Origin of the sequence: Lunatimonas sp. (assembly GCF_020832325.1) — a bacterium.
GTDB lineage: Bacteria > Bacteroidota > Bacteroidia > Cytophagales > Cyclobacteriaceae > Lunatimonas.
The window spans coordinates 95,931-115,633 of sequence record NZ_JAFIEU010000038.1 but is presented as its reverse complement, the minus strand read 5'-3'; the positions used below and the strand labels follow the sequence as shown (position 1 = coordinate 115,633).

Genomic DNA, 19,703 nt, shown 5'->3' with positions numbered 1-19,703 from the left:
ATTTGGGTCACACTATTACTGTAAACCAAATCAACTATACTATTTATGAAAAAAATCATTCTATTATTTAATTGTATTTTGTGGATCCATTTTTGGTCATTTGGCCAAAATGAGATTTCCGGAAGGGTCGTTTCTAGCGAGGATAAGCAGCCTCTTCCGGGTGTGAGCATCATGGTCAAAGAAACCGGGAACGGGGTCGTGACAGACACCAATGGTACCTTTCGGCTAAATGTACCGAATGCCGGCCGTACGTTGGTCTTTTCCTTTATAGGGATGGCCACACAGGAAGTCTCCATCGGAAACCAAACCGTCTTTGAGATCACCATGAGGGAGGAGCAAGGCCGCCTGGACGAAGTAGTGGTAATTGGCTACGGTACCATGGACAGAAAGCGGTTAGCAAGTGCAGTGAGTTCCATCAGTAGCGACGAAATCGAAAAGGACCCACTCCCTTCATTGACCCAAGCTATACAAGGCAAGGCCGGTGGTGTACAGGTAACTCAAAACTCCGGAACTCCAGGTGGAGGCATCAGCATCCGGGTACGGGGCACCACGTCCATCAATGCCAGTTCGGAGCCCCTCTACGTCATTGACGGCGTTCCGGTCAATAGCAGTACAAATTTTATAGGCGGACAGGATTTCAATTTTGGAGGGGCTGACCAAGGTATCAATATTCTTGCATCCATCAATCCAAGTGATATTGCATCCATTGAAATACTCAAAGATGCAGCAGCCACAGCTATCTATGGTGCCCGAGCATCGAATGGGGTCGTATTGGTCACCACCAAAAGAGGTCGTGCAAATGAAAGCCGCGTGAGCATCAATGCGTATGCCGGATTCTCAGAGGTCCCTAGAGAACGCTGGCTAAATTTTATGAATTCCGAAGAGTACGTAGATTATATTCAAGACCTTTGGAGTTTTCGCCCTCAGGGAGGCTCTCCGCACCCCGCTATTCTGGATACCTCCGTCGACACAGATTGGCAACGGGAAACCTTTCAAACGGCCGCGATTCAAAACTACGAAGTGTCTGCAACAGGTGGCAGTGACAAAACCCAATACTACACCTCTTTTGGCTACTACAACCAAGAGGGCACGATCAAAAACTCGGGATTTCATCGGTATAGCTTTCGGCTAAACCTAGATCATCAGCACAGCGACCGGCTTCAATTCAATGCCAACGTCAATCTAACCAGTGCACTTAACCGGAGAATTCAAGAAGAAAACTCCCGGTCCGCGCCTATCAGGAACGGATTAGTAACCCCTCCCACAATCCCTGTTAGAGATGCTTCCGGAAATTGGGCATTTGATCCGCAGGTGACTTCCCGTGAAAACCCAGTTGCATGGCTAACGCTACCAACCAATACAGCAGAAAACCTTCGGATCCTGACAAACGTGGGCGCGACCTACCGCATCACCGATGATCTATCTTTTAAGACGAACTTCGGCGTAGACCTGAGCACGATCGAGGAGAATTTTTTTCTACCACCAAATGGAGTTATCTTCAATCAGGGCATCGGACTGGGTGGCAGCCGTATCTCGAAAGACCAACTTTTTCTAAACGAAAACTTCCTCCAATACCAAAAGCAGATAAACGAAACCAACCGGGTCGACGCCATATTGGGGATGTCTTTGCAGGAGTCACGGTTTTCCTTCACCGATGCAAGGCGGACCAATTTCCCCTTCAACGAAATCCCGATCATCAGCGCGGGAGGTATCATCAGCGGAGCCAATGCCGGCGTGCAGGAATGGAGTATTGTATCGTACTTCTCACGAGTCAATTATAGCTTGCACGACAAATACCTACTAACCGCAAACTACCGGGTGGACGGTTCCTCCAGGTTTGGCGCCCTGAACCGGTATGGACACTTTCCTTCCGTGGCCTTTGCCTGGCGCTTGGGCGATGAAGACTTCCTGCGTGGAAACAATGTAGTCGAAAACCTAAAACTACGTACCAGCTGGGGTCTATCCGGTAATCAAGAAATCCCAAACTATGTAAATCAGATTCTGTATTCTGGAGGACAGGTTTACAATCAGCAGCCCGGATTTTTACCCAACGTATACGGGAGTGGGGAATTGGGATGGGAGACTACCGAACAGTATAATTTCGGGGTAGACTTTTCTCTGTTTAACAACCGCATCAACGTATTGGCCGACTACTATGTCAAAAATACGCGCGACCTGTTGATTCGGGTACAGATTCCACGAACCTCGGGCTACCAGAACACCTTTACTAATTTAGGTGAGATCCAAAACCGGGGATTTGAATTCGAGCTCAAAAGTCGAAACCTAACGGGCGAATTTGTCTGGAATACCTCCCTCAACATGACCTTCAACCGGAACGAGGTGATGGCATTACCAGAAGGGGATTTGCTCGGGGGCATCGGTAACTTCAATATCGCAAGGGAAGGATTGCCGCTAGGTTCCTTCTTCGGTTGGGTCATGCACGGTGTTAACCCGGAAAGTGGCTTGATCGACTTCGAACGCAATGATGGCACCCTAGGACCACCGACTAGGCAAGAAGACCGTCAGATCATCGGAAACCCAAATCCCCGACTCTTTGGCGGAATTACGAATAATTTCTTCTACAAGAACTTCGACTTTAGCGTCATGGGTCAGTTTGTAGGGGGGGTAGAACTGTACAACTATACTGCATTCTACCGCTTTTCTGGATTCAATCTCAGCGGTAACGGAGACCAAGCGTGGACGAGAAGATGGAGGCAGCCCGGAGACATCACCGATGTGCCACGCCCTTCACCCGGCAGTCTGGACAATGCCGCTGTTTCCACGAGATGGGTGGAAGACGGATCTTTCTTCCGTATTCGGAATATTACCCTTGGCTATACCCTTCCAAACACACTTACTGACCGGTTAAAAATCAGCAACATGCGGATCTATACCACGGTGCAGAACGCATTTGTCTTTACTTCCTATACAGGATATGACCCAGAAGTAAACGCAATGTCCAGTGATGGTATTGCTTACGGTACTGACCACAGTAACTACCCACAACCACGAATTTTTACCGGAGGTATCAACATCACATTCTAAGACCTAACTGACATGAAGAATATAAAATTAGCATTATCAGGATTCCTATTGGCCGCCGGGTTGTCGTCCTGTGACGAATTCATCGAAAAACAGCCGATCGACCAACTTAGCCAGGCTACCTTTTTCGCCGACGAAGCAACCACTCGTACAGCGATTATAGGCACATATAGAAGCATGACCTCTAGTGCAAGTTATGGACAGGCATTTATTGTCATTCCAGAGTTCGCCGCAGGGAATATGGCCCATATTTCCAGTTTTCCGGAGTATGTAGAATATCAGAACTTCAACATCCGAATCGACAATCCATGGTCATTGAACATATGGACAGCCTCTTATAACACCATCAATGCGGCAAACAACATCATCGCATTTGCGCCGCGCATAGACGGTTTTAGTAACAATACAACCCTGCAGAACCTTGTACGGGAAGCCCGGTTTATTCGGGCACTTTCGTACTTCAACCTAGTAAGGGGATGGGGGGATGTGCCACTGATTCTGGAGCCTACCACCCAGCAAACCACGAGTGCAGATTTACGGGTATCTAGAAATGCCGCATCTGATGTATATGCAGCTATTATCGCGGACCTCACTCAAGCACTTGACCTCCCTCTTAATGCGAGCGGAACCGCAAAGGGACGGGCAAGTGGAATGGCAGCTAGAGCCCTTTTGGCAAAAGTCCAATTGTACACGGGCAACTTTGCCCAGGCTGCCCAACTGGCAGAAGAAGTCCTTGGAAATGGCTCATACGGTCTAGTGGAGAATTTTGCGAATATTTGGGCCACTGAAAATTCATCTGAATCCCTGTTTGAACTTCAATTTGATCAACAAACGCCCAATACCTTTGTGACAAACGCCAATCCTGCATCCAGACAGGAGTTCTTCGCAAGAGCTTCCGCTGAAGACCTTTTTGACGAAACAGATCTTCGTAAATCGTTTACCGTCAGAAGGGCACTAGATGTGGCAGGCAACGAGCAATTCTACGTAGGCAAATACCGGAATTTCAACCCGCCAAACCAAAATGTTCCGGTGTTAAGACTAGGGGAAGTTTACTTGATCCATGCCGAAGCCCGTGCAAAAGCCGACGGGAATGTAAGTGAGGCTGCTTTGTCCAGCTTAAATGCCATCAGGCAGAGAGCAGGTATCAGCCCTATTGCCAACCCCGGTTCTGTTGAAGCCTTCACCAGGGAGGTTCAACTGGAAAAACGGCGGGAAATGATGTTTGAGTTTGAAACGTGGTTTGACCTGACCAGAACCGGACTTGCAACGGAACTACTAGGTGTTCCTTCCCAGCAACGGTTTGTTTTCCCCATTCCTCAGCTTGAACTGGACCTAAATCGAAATTTGGTCCAAAATCCGGGATATTGATCTTTTCACTTTCTGAAGAGCGCGTTAGCCGAATGGCTTACGCGCTTTTTTTATATATCCCTCGAATCGGTCGCAATGTTTATTTCCTCCAGTAATACTCCAGTCACATCCAATTTGATGCCCGTCAGGCACACCCCTCGAAAAGCCCCTGTATCCACGTTCCAAGACGGCGGGTCACCCACAAAAGTAGCTTTCCCCTCCATCTGCGGCGTATGACCAATTACCTGTAGCTTGCCTAAATCCTTCAATGCCCCCCTGTTCCAAAGGACTCCATGCCTATTTTCCTCCACAAAGGGATCATTGGTGTGAGATATGCCTGCGTGGGAAACAAACACCGCATCATTCTGCCAAAAAAGCTCTCTACCACTCAGCCATTCTAACCATTCGTGGGCCTCCAATCCAGCATCGGCAAAAGAGCTTAGGGTTTCCCTACCTCCGTTGATAATCCAGTGGTCACGCTGATCCTCACCGATTAGGTATTTGATCATCATGTGTTCATGATTCCCTTTCAGAAATATTGCTTCGCCGGGAAAGGCTTCCTCCAGTTCTTTGGATTTCTGCAAACACCAATTGCTAAAGCGGCCTCTATCCACTAAATCTCCCACTTGTATCAGCCGTTCACTCTCCGGGTTCCAGTGGCTCAACAATTCGGTGTACGTATGCCAACATCCGTGTACATCCCCTATCACAAACAAATTTTTCTTTGATTCTCTCATCATTTTCTATCCCAGTGCCTCCCTGCCTACCAATTCAGACATTCCCTCAGTTAATTGCCAGGGACACGGTGCATGTTTCAATATTTTCGTTAATTTTGCACCAATTTAGCCAGAAGTAAATTCTACTCAAAACCTTATTTTAGCATGCCTAAAGACAGCAGCATCAAACATGTACTGATTATCGGAAGTGGTCCCATCATCATCGGGCAAGCCTGCGAATTTGATTATTCGGGTTCCCAGGCCGCAAGATCGCTGAGAGAAGAAGGGATTATCGTGACCCTGATCAACTCCAACCCGGCCACGATCATGACCGATCCGGTGACAGCGGACAATGTTTATCTCCTTCCTTTGGAAAAAAAATCGATCATCAAAATCCTGAAAGACCACCCGGATATAGACTGTGTGCTCCCTACCATGGGAGGGCAGACAGCCCTTAACCTGGCAATTGACTGCGACAAGGCTGAAATCTGGAGCAAGTTTAACGTACGGATGATCGGAGTGGATATCGATGCGATCGAAACCGCCGAAAATAGGGAAAAATTCAAAGCCTTAATGGAAAAGCTGAAGGTGGACGTATGCGTAGGACGAACGGCCACCTCTTTTTTGCAAGGCAAGGAAATCGCACAAGAAATCGGATTCCCATTGGTTATCCGCCCCTCTTACACCTTGGGTGGTACCGGTGGCGGCTTTGTGAACAGTGCCGAAAACTTTGAAAAGGCCCTGATGGCGGGATTACAGGCCTCACCTACTCACGAGGTGCTCATTGAACAGAGTATTTTGGGTTGGAAAGAATACGAACTTGAAGTACTGCGCGATACCATCGGAAACATGGTCGTCATTTGTTCGATTGAGAACTTTGACCCTATGGGTGTACATACCGGTGATTCCATCACAGTGGCTCCGGCAATGACCCTCCCCGACCCAGTGTATCAACGCATGCGAACACTGGCAATCAAAATGATGAATGGTATCGGTAATTTTGCAGGCGGCTGTAACGTACAATTTGCCGTGAGCCCCGACAACGAAACCATCATCGGTGTGGAAATCAACCCGCGGGTTTCCCGCTCATCCGCACTGGCTTCCAAAGCCACTGGATATCCCATCGCAAAAGTTGCTGCCAAACTAGCCATCGGGTATAATTTGGATGAACTGAAAAACTCTATAACTGGCAATACCTCCGCCTTTTTTGAGCCAGCCATCGACTACGTGATCGTGAAAATCCCCCGCTGGAACTTTGACAAGTTCAAGGGATCTGACCGGCGATTAGGGCTTTCCATGAAAGCGGTGGGTGAAGTCATGGGGATCGGACGTAATTTTCAAGAGGCACTTCAGAAAGCCTGCCAGTCTTTGGAAATCAAGCGAAGCGGATTAGGTGCTGATGGAAAGGAGTTGAGAAACCAGGATGAAATCCTGTACAGCTTGGCCAACCCCAGTTGGAACCGTCTTTTTCACCTATACGATGCCTTTAAGCTGGGCATTTCCTTCCGTACCATCCAAGACCTCACCAAGATTGATAAGTGGTTCCTTAAGCAAATCGAGGAACTGGTGCATTTGGATATAAAAATTGCAGAACATACGCTGGATTCCATCCCGGTGGACCTTATGAAGCTTGCCAAACATAAAGGGTATGCGGACCGTCAGATCGCCCACCTACTTGGCTGCTTAGAAAGTGAAGTATTCTACAAGAGGAGGGACGAAATGGGCATCAAGCGGGTATACAAACTCGTTGATACGTGTGCAGCGGAATTCGAGGCACAGACACCTTATTACTACTCCAGCTTTGGAGACGAAAACGAGTCTACAGCTTCCGACCGGCAAAAGGTGGTGGTGTTAGGATCTGGACCCAACCGCGTGGGTCAGGGTATCGAGTTTGACTATTCTTGCGTACACGGCGTACTCGCTGCGAAGGAAAGTGGTTTTGAAACCATCATGATCAACTGCAACCCCGAAACGGTTTCCACTGATTTCGATATTGCCGATAAGCTGTATTTTGAACCCGTATTTTGGGAGCATATTTACGAAATCATTCTGCATGAAAACCCCATCGGTGTAATCGTGCAGTTAGGTGGTCAAACCGCGCTGAAACTTGCTGAAAAGCTCGATAAATACGGAATTCCCATCATCGGTACCAGCTTTGAAGCATTGGATCTGGCCGAAGACAGAGGACGGTTTTCGAGCCTCTTGAAGGACAATGATGTTCCCTACCCAGAGTTTGGAACCATCCACAATACCGATGAGGCTCTTGAGCTTTGTAAGCGGATTGGCTTTCCCCTGTTAGTGAGGCCTTCCTACGTACTAGGGGGACAAGGCATGAAAATCGTAATCAATGAAAAGGAACTCGAAGAGCATGTGGTAAATGTACTCAGAGACATTCCCAACAACGAAATTCTTCTGGACCATTTCCTTGAAGGAGCCATAGAAGCAGAAGCAGATGCCATTTGTGATGGCGAAAACGTCTACATCATCGGCATCATGCAGCATATAGAGCCAGCGGGAATACATTCGGGCGATTCCTACGCCGTTCTTCCCCCGTATAACCTAGGGGACTATGTGATGCGACAAATCGAAACCTACACCGAACGAATTGCGCTCGCACTGAAAACCAAAGGCTTGATCAACATTCAGTTTGCGATCAAAAACGACATCGTATACGTGATTGAGGCAAACCCACGGGCGTCAAGAACCGTTCCTTTCATATGTAAAGCGTACGGTGAGCCCTACGTTAACTATGCTACCAAGGTAATGCTTGGCATCAACAAGGTGACAGACTTTACCTTTAACCCTACCAAAAAGGGGTATGCGATCAAGGAACCGGTATTCTCTTTCCATAAATTCCCCAATGTTAACAAGGAGCTAGGGCCTGAAATGAAATCAACCGGAGAGGCTATCTACTTTATCGATGACCTGATGGACGATTTCTTCTTGAAGATCTATGCCGAACGAAACATCTATTTGAGCAAATAAAAAAATGCATGGAGAGCAGGGATTAATACATAACCCTGCTCTCTTTCTTTCTTCAAAATTCCTCGGAAGGGAAACGTTTTTGGTGCTTTCCCGTGTTAACTATCGTACAAAGCCTTCAAAAATGGTTATCTTACCATGAGAGGTGCAAAAAATGATTCGCGCATAGCAGAGCCGCATTGGCTCGCCAGAACGTGTAAAATACGAACGCATGATTCTTAAACTCATTATATTCTTCATTGCCATTGGTTGGGTGCTCTCCAGTCTGGTGAAGTATTTTCTACGAAGCAAGCTCAAGCAATTTATCGACCAAGTAAACGAATCGCAGCGCGCGGATCACCATCAGCGAACCAGACCTAAAGACGGCAATGTAAACGTAGATTACATCCCCAAAGGAAAAGGAGGATCCCACGGAAACTCCAGGAATGGAGAATACATTGATTACGAAGAGGTTAAAGATTAAACAAACACCTACTTGACCTTTTTGATTTTTTGATTACATTTATACCCTGATGAGAAGGGGCACCTCCATATTGCTACTCATGTGTTTTTTTATGTACCACTTTGGGTACTATATTCTTTATTTTGCCTATCAGCACCACCTAGAAGCAGAATGGGCGCAAAAGATCCATCTAGAAGACAGCGGTAGCCAACTGGTTTTGGAAATCCCGATGCGGATTCCCTACATGATCGATAATGAAGATTTTCACCAGACAAATATCCCTTTTCATCTCGATGGGATTGCCTATCGCGGTATCAAGAAACGATTTGTAAACGATGCTTTCCAGCTAGTATATGTCCCCGACCATGCGCAAATCAAGTTGGATTTGAATCTACGAAGTTGGGTGGTGTCGCTAGTCCCAGAGGGAACCCAAGACCCTGCCAAAGAGGTGGTCATTACCTCCTCTAGCATAAAGGATTACTTGCCCCCGTACCCGCCTATTTCTTTTGATCACGCATCTGAAACCTCCGCGGTAATCTCTACACTTTTTTTTACTTCCTTTGAAAGGATCGATCTAGAAGTAACATCCCCTCCCCCAAAGGTATAAAATAGGACACCTCCTTTTTCTCATAAGGAAAAAGATCATTGGCTATTGGGAATTCCCTTAGCCTTTTTCGGCATACCCTTGCGCCAAAATGGAGGAGGTAATGAGATCGCCTATTTGGCTCTCTTAGGTCCCCATTTTTAGCAACATACTGCCATTTTATTCCTATCCAACTAACTAATCGTATTGTGAAAACATATACCTATATACTCGTGCTCATATGCAGCTTGTCTATGCATGCTGTTGAGCTATATGCACAGGGCTGCGTAGCCATCCGCCAATTTTCGGGCGTTGGAAACTCGCTAAACCAAGGAGAGATCCTGCAAAAAGGAGACTTTAACGTGGCGTTGAACCACCGGTATTTCAAGTCCTTTCGGCATTTTCGGGGTACCCACGAAGAACCCGACCGCATAGCCAATAACACCGAAGTCATAAATTGGTCCCATTCCGTAGATGTCAACGTAAGTTATGCGCTGAATGACCGCTTGTACCTTGCGGGATCCTTGCCATTCGTTTACAACGAACGCAGTTCACTGTATGAGCATGGTCGAAACTCCAGGCACATGAGTTATTCCGGTGGCATTGCCGACGCGCGATTGGGTGCCGGGTACTGGCTATTCGAAGGGGAAAAAGCCAAAAATGGAAACATGGCTGTGGGAGCAAGTATCAAGCTGCCTACGGGCAACTATCGTGCAAGCAGCACCTTCTACAACGTGGGGCCGGAAGGCAGACCGGAAGTACGTCCGGTTGATCAATCCATTCAACCCGGAGACGGCGGCGTTGGATTGATTCTGGACACACAGGGACTTCGTTTTCTCAAGAATGGCTTTATCGTATACTATGACGGATTTTACCTCATCAATCCCAGAGAAACGAATGGCACAAGGACCTTCCGCGAAACCCTCAACCCCATACTGGCCAACGAGGCCATTATGTCTGTACCAGACCAATATGCATTCAGGGCGGGCGTTTTCAAGTCTGTCATCGCGCACTCCCTAGGCATTTCGCTGGGAGGCAGAGTGGAGGGTGTGCCGGTACGTGACTTAATCGGTGGCAACGATGGCTTCAGACGTCCAGGATATGTGGTCTCAGTGGAACCGGGTGTCAGCTACATGGTGAAAGACCTAACCCTTAGCCTTAATGTCCCTGTAGCGCTTGTCAGAAACCGAACACGTAGCGTGACGGATATTGCTGCCTCTACCCCAAGCAATATCCGGCATGGAGATGCTGCCTTCGCAGACTACCTAATCAATGTGGGAATTGCATGGCGAATCAGCAAGAAGCAACCCGCGTTGTTTGATATCCGATAAAAACACTGCTTCACCGGTTTCCATTCGTTGGAAGCCGGTGAATCTAACGCCCCCCATTGGCGCGAATGTCGTCCCTGCATTTTTGGTCCAACTGAGGTATGGACGTCTCCATCATCCCAAATACCCGGTTGGTTTCCACGGCCCAATACATCAGACAGGACGCATTGTCGCAGTGAGATTCATTCTCCTCGTCTTCGTGATCTTCCACCATGTCGGTACCGTTATTGACCAGACCCATCAGGTGTCCTATCTCGTGCAACACAACCGTCGTTTCCAACATGGCCCTACCTGGTCGTCTAAGTATACCGGAATTTTCGGCAATTCTACGACCAAACAACACCATACTGGTGCTTTGATACGCCGCCCCTAGTGCAAAGGATTCTTCATCATCCTGTGAAAAATAGCCATCCACTACCAAGAGAAAAACCGTCAGAATATTCCGCTCATTGTATCGCTGCCGCTGCTCCTTCTCCAAATCACGAAGCTCCTGTACGGTGTAACTTTGCTGTCCACCGGCAGGGATTTCACGCTCCCGGAAAATAATACCGTCTGGCTTATTCGTGTGCTCTTCCAAAAAAGCGACCATTTCACCAACCATCTGATTGGTCGGACGAAAACCGCTCATGTATACCATCTCGATTTCCAAACGGGTAAATCGGTCTGCTGACAACAGCTGATTCGCCAACTGGCCTACTCCTGCCCTCGCCGCAGATTCGCCCACGAAGAGGTCCTGTGTCACTCGGTCTCTATCCACAAAACAGGATAGATTCAACAGCGCCATCCCAATAAACAAACCCAGATACTGTAGCTTTTTCCTCATATTCCCTAATTCAGTTGCGTGTGAATGGATAACGAAGATACGTTTAAAAAATTAATGTCTCCTTTCATTATTTTATCTAATTAACGGTACTGAAAAACCTAGGCATTCCAGGTCGAATTCAACGCAAATTCAAATTAAAGAATGGTCCCTTCAATAAGACCCAAAAAAGAATGGCCTTGTTTTTGTTTTGCCGCAGTTGGTTTCATTTTTACCTCAAGCAAATTTCAACACTATGAAAAAGTCACTCTTAATCGTTTTATTCAGCCTTTTTGCCGCGATTCAAACGCAGGCACAGGTTTTCTCAATAGGTCCAAAATTTGGCGTTTCACAGGGAGATGTTCGGGTCACCGACGGATTTCAGGGAGAGGAATCCAAAATCGGCTATCATGTGGGTGCATTTGCCCGCATCAATTTACCGGTAATTTTTCTTCAACCTGAGGTTTTATATACCAACACAGGCGGTTCATTCCGTGATAATACCTTCAATTACGACGTTACCTTTAACCGACTGGACGTGCCATTGATGGTGGGGGTCAACCTTGGATCACTGTTTCGGATACAAGCAGGGCCGGTAGCCACCTACCTATTGGACAGCAAGATTTCCAGCAGCAACACGCAACAGAGCACTATGATTCCTCCAAAAGAGGACTTTACCTTTGGCTATCAGGCGGGAGTTGGAGTGGACATCGGCACATTGATCGTAGATCTCAAGTATGAAGGTGGACTGACCAACTCTGTGAGCAGTTACACGCAATTGCCTACAGATCAACGGCAAAATCAACTGATCCTTTCATTGGGATTCCGGCTGTTTTAGGAAAATTCCGTAATTAAAGATACCTTTCCTTCAGTGAAATGGAAACTTTGTCGAAGTAACATTTCGGGGAAAAATAATCTTCAAAAATCGCTCTGCATTCGTCCTGGAGAGAAAGGTATCTTCCACTGCAAAATGTTTCCATTACAAGCTCGAGGCACTCTTTCTCTGTTTGTCCAATGACTACCGTTTTGTCCCATGGTATTTGATCGCCAAATGGCAATTCCATATCCGTATTCAACAACACTGGAATTCTTCCTGCCGAAAGCACTTGGTAAAATCGCATGGAAAAATTGCCTTTACCTCTGGGAGTCAAGGTATAAATATTGGATTGTATGTTTTCGTCAAACTCCTGAATAACCTTTTCGTTATGAGGACTACCAGCCCAGAATTTCGTTCTTAGCAAAAAATCAGCATTTACCTCTCTAGATTTTTGAAATACCGAGATAAGCTTTCTCCTAGGCTTGCTCATCAACCCACAAAACCCAATTGAAGGAACCGAAGCATCGGTAATTTTTTCGAAAGCATTAGCGTAAGAACTCCAAATGTACGGTAGAGGCCATTCGCGTGGCCCCTTATTAGACTTACACATACTTGTCCTGAAAAGTATCACATTTTCGGGGACTTGCAATCTACCTTCGTAATCTGCCACCAAAAACACCAACACTTGCTGGTTACCAGAGTAATAGCCTCCGATTTCTTGAAGGCAAACACTTATCTCCTTTTTTTCCAACCCCCAAACTACCCTATTATGCAAAATAAAGTCGCAGTCTGCAACGCTTGCATACCGATAAGACAAAGATTGGGTAACAAAATCAAGCAAATTATAACCGTCCTCAAGAGGATCGTGGTAAATTTTCAACATTATTCCAATACTTATTTCACCAACTCTTTACTCTGAATTTCTCGACCAAGGCTTTTTCTCGCTAAGAAAATCAGTGCAAAGGACAAAACAAATAGCACCGCAGCGATTACTGAGAGTGTATAAGCCTCCTGTTTAAAGTTGTTCCACGCAAACAGGCCTAGCGAGCTCAACGTCACCGTAAACATAAAAAACATCGGAATGGTCACAAAGGTGGGATTCACTTTTTTCCGAATCAACCATACAGAGATGGTGAGCAAAGCGAGCGCTGCCAACAGCTGATTGGCAGAACCGAAAATTGGCCAAAGTGTGGAAAATCCACCACTCTGTAGAAGCAACACCGACAATACTACCACCACCGTGGTAGAAAGGTACCGATTTTGGGAAATTTTACGCCCAACGGGATGCTCCACATCCTCAAAGTACTCCTGAAGGGTAAATCGGGCTAGCCGAGTACAGGTATCTAACGTGGTCAGCGCAAAGGCAGAGACGGTCAGTGCCACAAATCCCACTGCAAAGGCTTCGTTGATGCCCATAGATGAAATGATAGCGCCCAAACCATCCGCAAACAAAGGAACAGGCCCCTGTGCTGCCAATCGGTCTATATAATCTGACCGGGTCAATACAATTACAGCACCCACCGAAATTATCGCCAGAAACGACTCGATTAGCATGCCCCCGTAACCCACTACTTTTACATCTTCCTCCCGATCGATCTGCTTGGAGGTAGTACCGGAAGCCACGAGGGAATGAAACCCTGAAATGGCTCCACAAGCAATGGTCACAAAAAGCACCGGAAAGATATAACCGAGATTCTCGTTGGAAATATGTACTTCAGTATCCATGACAATGGTCGGGTTCGCCACAAATACACCCACCACGGCAGCTAATATCAGACCATAAAGCAAAAAACTATTTAAGTAGTCTCTGGGCTGTAACAACATGGAAACCGGTGCTACCGACGCAATAAACGCATAAGCCAAAAGCACATAGATCCACATTTGATATTCCAGTACAAAAGGAATCTGCATGCCCAAATACACGAAAAAATACATGATTGCCACACCCACCACAGTGGCAATCAAAAAAGCGGACTTTCTGTGGGCTGTAAATTTATTGACCCATCCGAAGCTCACCGCCAGTAGGATAAATAATATAGATGCAGAGGCGACTCCGGGATTGCTGATAAATGTCTTGGCGATGATATCTGCAAAAACTGCAATGATCAGGATGAGCGTGGAGAAGCTAAACAGGATGAATAGCTGCTTCCCCTTTCGCCCAATATTGTTTTGGATAATCACTCCGATAGATTTACCGTCATTCCTGAGAGAGGCCACCATACTGCCCAAATCGTGCACGGCACCAAAAAAAATACCTCCAACCAAAATCCAAATCACTGCTGGAATCCACCCAAACGTGACGGCAATAATAGGACCTACAATGGGACCTGCTCCAGCGATGGATGCAAAATGATGCCCCAACACGACGATCGGCTTGCTAGGAACATAATCTACCCCGTCGCTAAAGCGGTGGGAAGGGGTAATGTTTTTATTATTAATTTTAAACTTCCGAAACACATATTTCCCGTAGGTGAAATATGCTCCGGTTAAAATAATAGCCGATAATACAAAAAGGTAGGTTAATTGCATGATTTTTGGTTGTAATTAGACCATCTATGACGGAAAGGGTGGTTCAAATAAAATCGAAAAATAAATATAAGCAGAAAAAAGAAATCAGAACCCGCCCTAAAAATAATATTTCCAATCTTTTCAGAGATTCAATACTTCCTAACTATGACACAAGAAAGACTACTGTTTATCTCCATCATTATCCTATCGCTCGGAGCGAGTCACCTACTGTTGTATTTTACCTTCAAACGGCTCGCTTCCCTCTTTTACAAACCTCAATCGTCTAAAGGAGAACGAGCACTCAGACAGCTTTCCCAGTCGCTGAAATGGGGGCTATTCTTCGTGATATTCCCCCTTGCAGAACCGTACTTTTCACCCGAAGACATGGACTATCTGCGCAGCCACCCCACCTTTTCTGTGTTGTTCGCTATCAATCTAACGTGGATTATCATAGAACTTTCCAATGTGGTTCGGTATCATATTTTGGACAAGTTCAACTTTGATAAATCAGACAATCTGAGAGAGCGCCGGATGATTACCCAGATCGATTTCATTCGGAAGATTTTTGTTATTGTAGTGGTGGTGATTGCGTCAGCCAGTATCCTCATGCAGTTTGAGTCGGCGAGAAATATAGGTGCAGGCCTCCTTACCTCTGCCGGTATCGCCGGTATCATTATCGGCTTTGCCGCGCAGAAGTCGATTGCCAATCTGCTTGCCGGGTTCCAAATAGCGTTTACCCAACCCATCCGGCTGGATGATGTGGTAGTGCTAGAGGGTGAATGGGGCAAAATCGAAGAGATAAACCTCACCTATGTAGTGGTACGAATCTGGGACCAGCGTCGACTGGTACTTCCGATCACCTATTTTTTGGAAAAACCCTTCCAAAATTGGACCCGAACCACCGCAGATATTTGGGGAACAGTATTTCTTTACGTGGATCACAGCATACCGGTTGCACCCCTCAAAGGGCACCTCAAGGAACTGCTGGAATCCACACCACTTTGGGATGGAAAGGTTCAGGTACTACAAGTAACCGATATCCGCGAACGAACCGTAGAATTGCGTTGTCTGATGAGCGCGGTAGACAGCCCCAGTGCCTTTGATCTTCGCTGCTTTGTGAGGGAGAAAATGCTGGAATACATCCAGCAAAACTATCCGGAATCCCTCCCCAAAACCCGCATTCTAATGGAACGAGAGACCACTGATAGGCCAACATTTGAACAACCATAGTCCCCTGATTGTGCCAAAGAATTTTATTTAATCGATATAACCCATAAATTTGTACGCCCGGACCGTTGGTTTCGGCTTAAAACATCCTAAACATGGCTTGGTTTAAAAGAAAAGATGCTGGCATCAAAACCTCCACGGAGGAAAAGAAGGACACCCCCGATGGACTTTGGTACAAAACCCCAAAGGGGAACATTATCCATACCCGGGAACTCAAAAATAATTCCTACGTCTGTCCCGATGACGAATACCACGTAAAAATCGGATCCAAAGAATACTTTGAAATACTTTTTGACGATAACAAATTTACTGAGCTGGATGCCAGCATGACCTCTGGCGACCCATTGAGGTTTGTTGATAGCAAACCCTATACTTCCCGTATCAAAGATACCATTGCGAAAACGGAATTGAATGACGCTGCCCGAACCGGCGTGGGAAAAGTAAATGGTATAGACTTGGTCATCACCTGTATGGATTTTAATTTCATCGGCGGGTCGATGGGTTCGGTAGTAGGAGAAAAGATTTCGAGGGCAATCGATCATTCTCTCAAGCATAAAATACCTTTTTTGATGATATCTAAATCAGGCGGCGCCAGAATGATGGAGGCAGGATTTAGCCTGATGCAAATGGCCAAGACATCCGCCAAGCTTTCCCTACTTGATGAAGCAGGGATCCCCTACATTTCGCTGCTGACCGACCCTACCACGGGAGGAGTTACGGCTTCCTACGCCATGCTAGGAGATTTCAATATTGCCGAACCCGGCGCATTGATCGGATTTGCAGGCCCGAGAGTCATCCGGGAAACGATCGGAAAAGACCTACCAAAAGGGTTTCAGAGCTCTGAATTTGTATTGGAACATGGTTTTTTGGATTTCATCATCGACCGCCGACAGTTGAAAAACAGAATAAGCACTTTGCTAAACCTATTGAAAAATTAGCAGTTACATCTAAGAGGGTGAAGCGCCCTAAAAATTAGAATTTATTCACCGGTTTAAGGGATTAATCAATATATTTGCAATCATTTAAACCGGATTTGTCGTACTGATAAAGAAAAAACATCGTTAAATGGGTTCAGTAATCATTACCTCGATCGTAGCATTTACGTTGATCATTTTGCTACTTGTATTTATTCTTCTATTTGCCCAATCCAAGCTGGTTGCCTCTGGGGATGTTAAAATCATCGTCAATGGTGATGAGAAAAATCCGATTGTTGCCTCGGCTGGGTCAACCCTGCTTAATACCCTTGGCAATAAAAAGATTTTCTTGCCCTCTGCCTGCGGTGGGGGCGGCACTTGTGCCATGTGTAAGTGTACCATAGAAGAAGGTGGCGGAGAAGTACTCCCCACTGAAGTTGGTCACCTAAGCAGAGCAGAGCAGCAAAGTAAAGTACGGCTTTCCTGCCAAGTGAAAGTGAAAAGCGATATGAGAATTCGCATTCCAGAAGAAATCTTTGGAATTAAGAAGTGGGACTGTGAAGTAGTTTCTAACTATAACGTTTCTACCTTTATCAAAGAGTTTGTCGTAAAACTTCCTGAAGGGGAAACTCTGGATTTTGAACCTGGAGGATACATCCAGATTGACGTCCCCGCCATTACCGTTAACTATAAAGATATTGATATAACACCCCATCCGGACCTTGGGCACCCCCAAGATGTTTATAAAAGTGACTGGGATAAATTTGGGCTTTGGGATTTGGTAATGAAAAACGACGAACCGTTGTTTCGCGCTTACTCAATGGCCAACCACCCAGCGGAAGGAAATATCGTGATGCTTACCATCCGGGTGGCTACTCCGCCTTGGGATCGCGCAAACAACCGATGGATGGACGTTAATCCCGGTGTTTGCTCCTCTTACGTTTTTGGAAGAAAGCCTGGCGATAAAGTGACCATCTCTGGACCTTACGGCGAGTTCCATATCAATCCGACCCAGCGAGAAATGATTTATATCGGAGGTGGTGCAGGGATGGCTCCATTGAGATCCCACCTCTTCCACCTATTTCACACAGAAAAATCTAACCGTAAAGTTTCCTACTGGTACGGTGGTCGATCCAAAAAAGAGCTGTTCTACACGGAGCACTTCCGCGAAATAGAGAAGGAGTTCCCTAACTTTAATTTCCACATCGGGCTTTCTGAGCCCCTACCAGAAGATAATTGGAAGGTAAAGAAATCTTTGGAAGACCGGGAGGCCGACGGATATGTTGGTTTTATCCACCAAGTATTGTATGACAACTACTTGAAGCACAAAGATGAACCGGACGAAATTGAGTTCTACCTTTGCGGCCCTCCACTGATGAATGCTGCCGTGCTGAAAATGCTCGACGATCTCGGAGTTCCCAATGAAAACATACGCTTCGATGATTTCGGAGGATAAGCTTAAAAGTCCCGCCTAGAGCGGGGCTTTTTTTGTTTTATATCGAATGAATTTCTTTATTTTTGGTTAATCAAAAGGCTAGTACGCTACACCAAATGGACCTAAAGATATTTTTCGAACCCCTACCTGAACGACTTTACCAAAAGGAAAAATCCCACAATTCGTTTTTTGATGGTATTCACTGCCATGGCGAGCAGTTTCCCGATCTGCAGGGTATTCAGCTTGCAATTATCGGCCTGGAAGATTTTCGGGGAGCAGGAGAACTAGCAAATGGCCCTGAATCGACCTATGCAATAAGGGAAAAACTCTTTCGACTCAAGAAAGGTCAGGGTCAGTATAAAATTGCAGATTTAGGAACACTTAAGTCTGGGGAAACGACCAAAGAGACCTGCCAGTTGATGCGCTCTATCGGTGAGTTTCTTATCAATCAGGAAATTCTACCGCTATTTATCGGAGGTTCTCACGACTTGGATCTCGGCCAATTTCTGGCCTTCGAAAAAATGCGGAAAATGGTAAGCGTACTAACCGTGGATGCTAAAATGGACATGGAAGACGAAGGAAGACCGGATCAAATCCACTCCAGCCAGATCGTACTTCATCAGCCCAACTTCCTGTTCAATTATTGTCACCTAGCCTATCAGAGTTTTTTGACCGACAGTGATTTGGTAGCCACTTTGGAGAAACTCTACTTTGACCATGTGCGGCTCGGCAAGCTTCGGGATAACTTTAAAGAGGTGGAACCGCTCATTCGAAACGCCGATATGCTCAGTTTCGACCTATGTGCCATCAAGTCAACAGATGCCCCCGGAACCATCGATTGCCAGCCTTTTGGCATGACCTCGGAAGAAGCCTGTCAGATTAGTTGGTTTGCAGGAACAAACGAAAAATTGAGCTCTATTGGGTTTTATGGATATCACGAGTGTCTCGACGATTCCCGGTATACCACGGCATCGGTGGTAGCTACCATGGTTTGGTATTTCATTGAGGGCTTTTACCATCGAAAAGATAGTCTTTCCTTCAAAAGCAGCGACTATACCAAATATACCGTATCCCTTGACTCTACCCCCTCAGTGCTTCACTTTTATAAAAGTAATCTCAGCGGAAAATGGTGGATGGAAGTACCCGTCTCCGGCATGGGGAAATTTGGTGATCAGACCATCATTCCCTGTAGCTACGAGGATTATCAAACAGCGCAGCGCGGTGAAATTCCAGAACGATGGGTAAACGCCCAATTGAAACTTCCCTAATGGAAAAAATTTAAAAAACTGCTCGCTCTTTTTATAAATTATTTATCTTTGAAAGAGCAAATGCTCATGAGAACCATCACAAGATCACAGCTCGCTCTATATAACGGACAGGATAAACCGGAGATATACGTAGCCTACCAAGGGTTGGTCTATGACTTGAGTCGTTCCCGGCTTTGGAAAAACGGGAGACACTACGAGCACTGGGCGGGTCAGGACCTTACGGAGGAATTGCTGATAGCCCCCCATACGGCAAACGTATTTGATAAATTCGAACCGATCGCATACCTGAAATAAA

At 46.2% G+C, this 19,703-nt stretch carries 16 protein-coding genes; 12 read left to right on the top strand and 4 right to left on the bottom strand.

The genetic code is table 11. The annotated features are described in order from the left end of the window. Positions 1 to 45 precede the first annotated feature (45 nt). Both JJU34_RS13915 and JJU34_RS13910 read left to right on the top strand, forming a co-directional pair. Entirely contained in the window at positions 46 to 3,045 is a 3,000-nt protein-coding gene (locus JJU34_RS13915) for a TonB-dependent receptor (protein ID WP_228692989.1), read from the top strand. Positions 3,046 to 3,057: 12 nt separating this feature from the next. Further along, a complete protein-coding gene (locus JJU34_RS13910; RefSeq protein WP_228692988.1) occupies positions 3,058 to 4,410 on the top strand; it encodes a RagB/SusD family nutrient uptake outer membrane protein in 1,353 nt (450 codons plus the stop codon). 50 nt (positions 4,411 to 4,460) lie between these two features. On the opposite strand, the gene JJU34_RS13905 is transcribed toward JJU34_RS13910, so the two are convergent. After that, a complete protein-coding gene (locus tag JJU34_RS13905; RefSeq protein WP_228692987.1) occupies positions 4,461 to 5,129 on the bottom strand; it encodes a metallophosphoesterase in 669 nt (222 codons plus the stop codon). Positions 5,130 to 5,270: 141 nt separating this feature from the next. Here JJU34_RS13905 and carB point away from each other — a divergent pair, with 141 nt between their 5' ends. From carB to JJU34_RS13885, 4 genes are all read left to right on the top strand, one after another. Then, positions 5,271 to 8,090, top strand: coding sequence for a carbamoyl-phosphate synthase large subunit (gene carB, locus JJU34_RS13900; protein WP_228692986.1), 2,820 nt, complete (start codon positions 5,271 to 5,273; stop codon positions 8,088 to 8,090). 208 nt (positions 8,091 to 8,298) lie between these two features. Further along, entirely contained in the window at positions 8,299 to 8,550 is a 252-nt protein-coding gene (locus JJU34_RS13895; protein ID WP_228692985.1) for a DUF4834 family protein, read from the top strand. A 49-nt stretch (positions 8,551 to 8,599) separates the two neighbouring features. Then, complete coding sequence (locus JJU34_RS13890; RefSeq protein WP_228692984.1) at positions 8,600 to 9,136, top strand: hypothetical protein; 537 nt, start codon at positions 8,600 to 8,602, stop codon at positions 9,134 to 9,136. Between the two features lie 185 nt (positions 9,137 to 9,321). Then, positions 9,322 to 10,443 carry a hypothetical protein gene (locus JJU34_RS13885; protein ID WP_228692983.1) on the top strand — a complete coding sequence of 374 codons (1,122 nt, stop codon included), beginning with the start codon at positions 9,322 to 9,324 and terminating at the stop codon, positions 10,441 to 10,443. Positions 10,444 to 10,486: 43 nt separating this feature from the next. On the opposite strand, the gene JJU34_RS13880 is transcribed toward JJU34_RS13885, so the two are convergent. Further along, positions 10,487 to 11,263, bottom strand: a complete 777-nt coding sequence (locus JJU34_RS13880; protein WP_228692982.1) for a hypothetical protein — start codon at positions 11,261 to 11,263, stop codon at positions 10,487 to 10,489. A gap of 232 nt (positions 11,264 to 11,495) precedes the next feature. Between JJU34_RS13880 and JJU34_RS13875 the strand changes: the two genes are divergently transcribed. Next, a complete protein-coding gene (locus JJU34_RS13875; RefSeq protein ID WP_228692981.1) occupies positions 11,496 to 12,077 on the top strand; it encodes a porin family protein in 582 nt (193 codons plus the stop codon). 13 nt (positions 12,078 to 12,090) lie between these two features. On the opposite strand, the gene JJU34_RS13870 is transcribed toward JJU34_RS13875, so the two are convergent. Both JJU34_RS13870 and JJU34_RS13865 read right to left on the bottom strand, forming a co-directional pair. Continuing rightward, a complete protein-coding gene (locus JJU34_RS13870) occupies positions 12,091 to 12,939 on the bottom strand; it encodes an exostosin family protein (protein ID WP_228692980.1) in 849 nt (282 codons plus the stop codon). An 11-nt stretch (positions 12,940 to 12,950) separates the two neighbouring features. After that, entirely contained in the window at positions 12,951 to 14,585 is a 1,635-nt protein-coding gene (locus tag JJU34_RS13865) for a carbon starvation protein A (RefSeq protein ID WP_228692979.1), read from the bottom strand. A gap of 144 nt (positions 14,586 to 14,729) precedes the next feature. Here JJU34_RS13865 and JJU34_RS13860 point away from each other — a divergent pair, with 144 nt between their 5' ends. The 5 genes from JJU34_RS13860 (at position 14,730) to JJU34_RS13840 (ending at position 19,702) form a co-directional block, all read left to right on the top strand. Continuing rightward, on the top strand, positions 14,730 to 15,794 hold the full coding sequence (locus JJU34_RS13860; RefSeq protein WP_228692978.1) for a mechanosensitive ion channel domain-containing protein: 1,065 nt from the start codon (positions 14,730 to 14,732) through the stop codon (positions 15,792 to 15,794). A gap of 92 nt (positions 15,795 to 15,886) precedes the next feature. Continuing rightward, positions 15,887 to 16,729 carry an acetyl-CoA carboxylase, carboxyltransferase subunit beta gene (gene accD / locus JJU34_RS13855; protein WP_228692977.1) on the top strand — a complete coding sequence of 281 codons (843 nt, stop codon included), beginning with the start codon at positions 15,887 to 15,889 and terminating at the stop codon, positions 16,727 to 16,729. A 127-nt stretch (positions 16,730 to 16,856) separates the two neighbouring features. Beyond that, positions 16,857 to 18,161, top strand: coding sequence for an NADH:ubiquinone reductase (Na(+)-transporting) subunit F (nqrF, locus tag JJU34_RS13850; protein ID WP_228692976.1), 1,305 nt, complete (start codon positions 16,857 to 16,859; stop codon positions 18,159 to 18,161). A gap of 95 nt (positions 18,162 to 18,256) precedes the next feature. Beyond that, positions 18,257 to 19,408 carry a formimidoylglutamase gene (locus JJU34_RS13845; RefSeq protein ID WP_228692975.1) on the top strand — a complete coding sequence of 384 codons (1,152 nt, stop codon included), beginning with the start codon at positions 18,257 to 18,259 and terminating at the stop codon, positions 19,406 to 19,408. 66 nt (positions 19,409 to 19,474) lie between these two features. Continuing rightward, the gene (locus tag JJU34_RS13840; RefSeq protein ID WP_228692974.1) at positions 19,475 to 19,702 is read left to right on the top strand and encodes a cytochrome b5 domain-containing protein; all 228 of its coding nucleotides are present in this window, start codon (positions 19,475 to 19,477) and stop codon (positions 19,700 to 19,702) included. Position 19,703 lies beyond the last annotated feature (1 nt).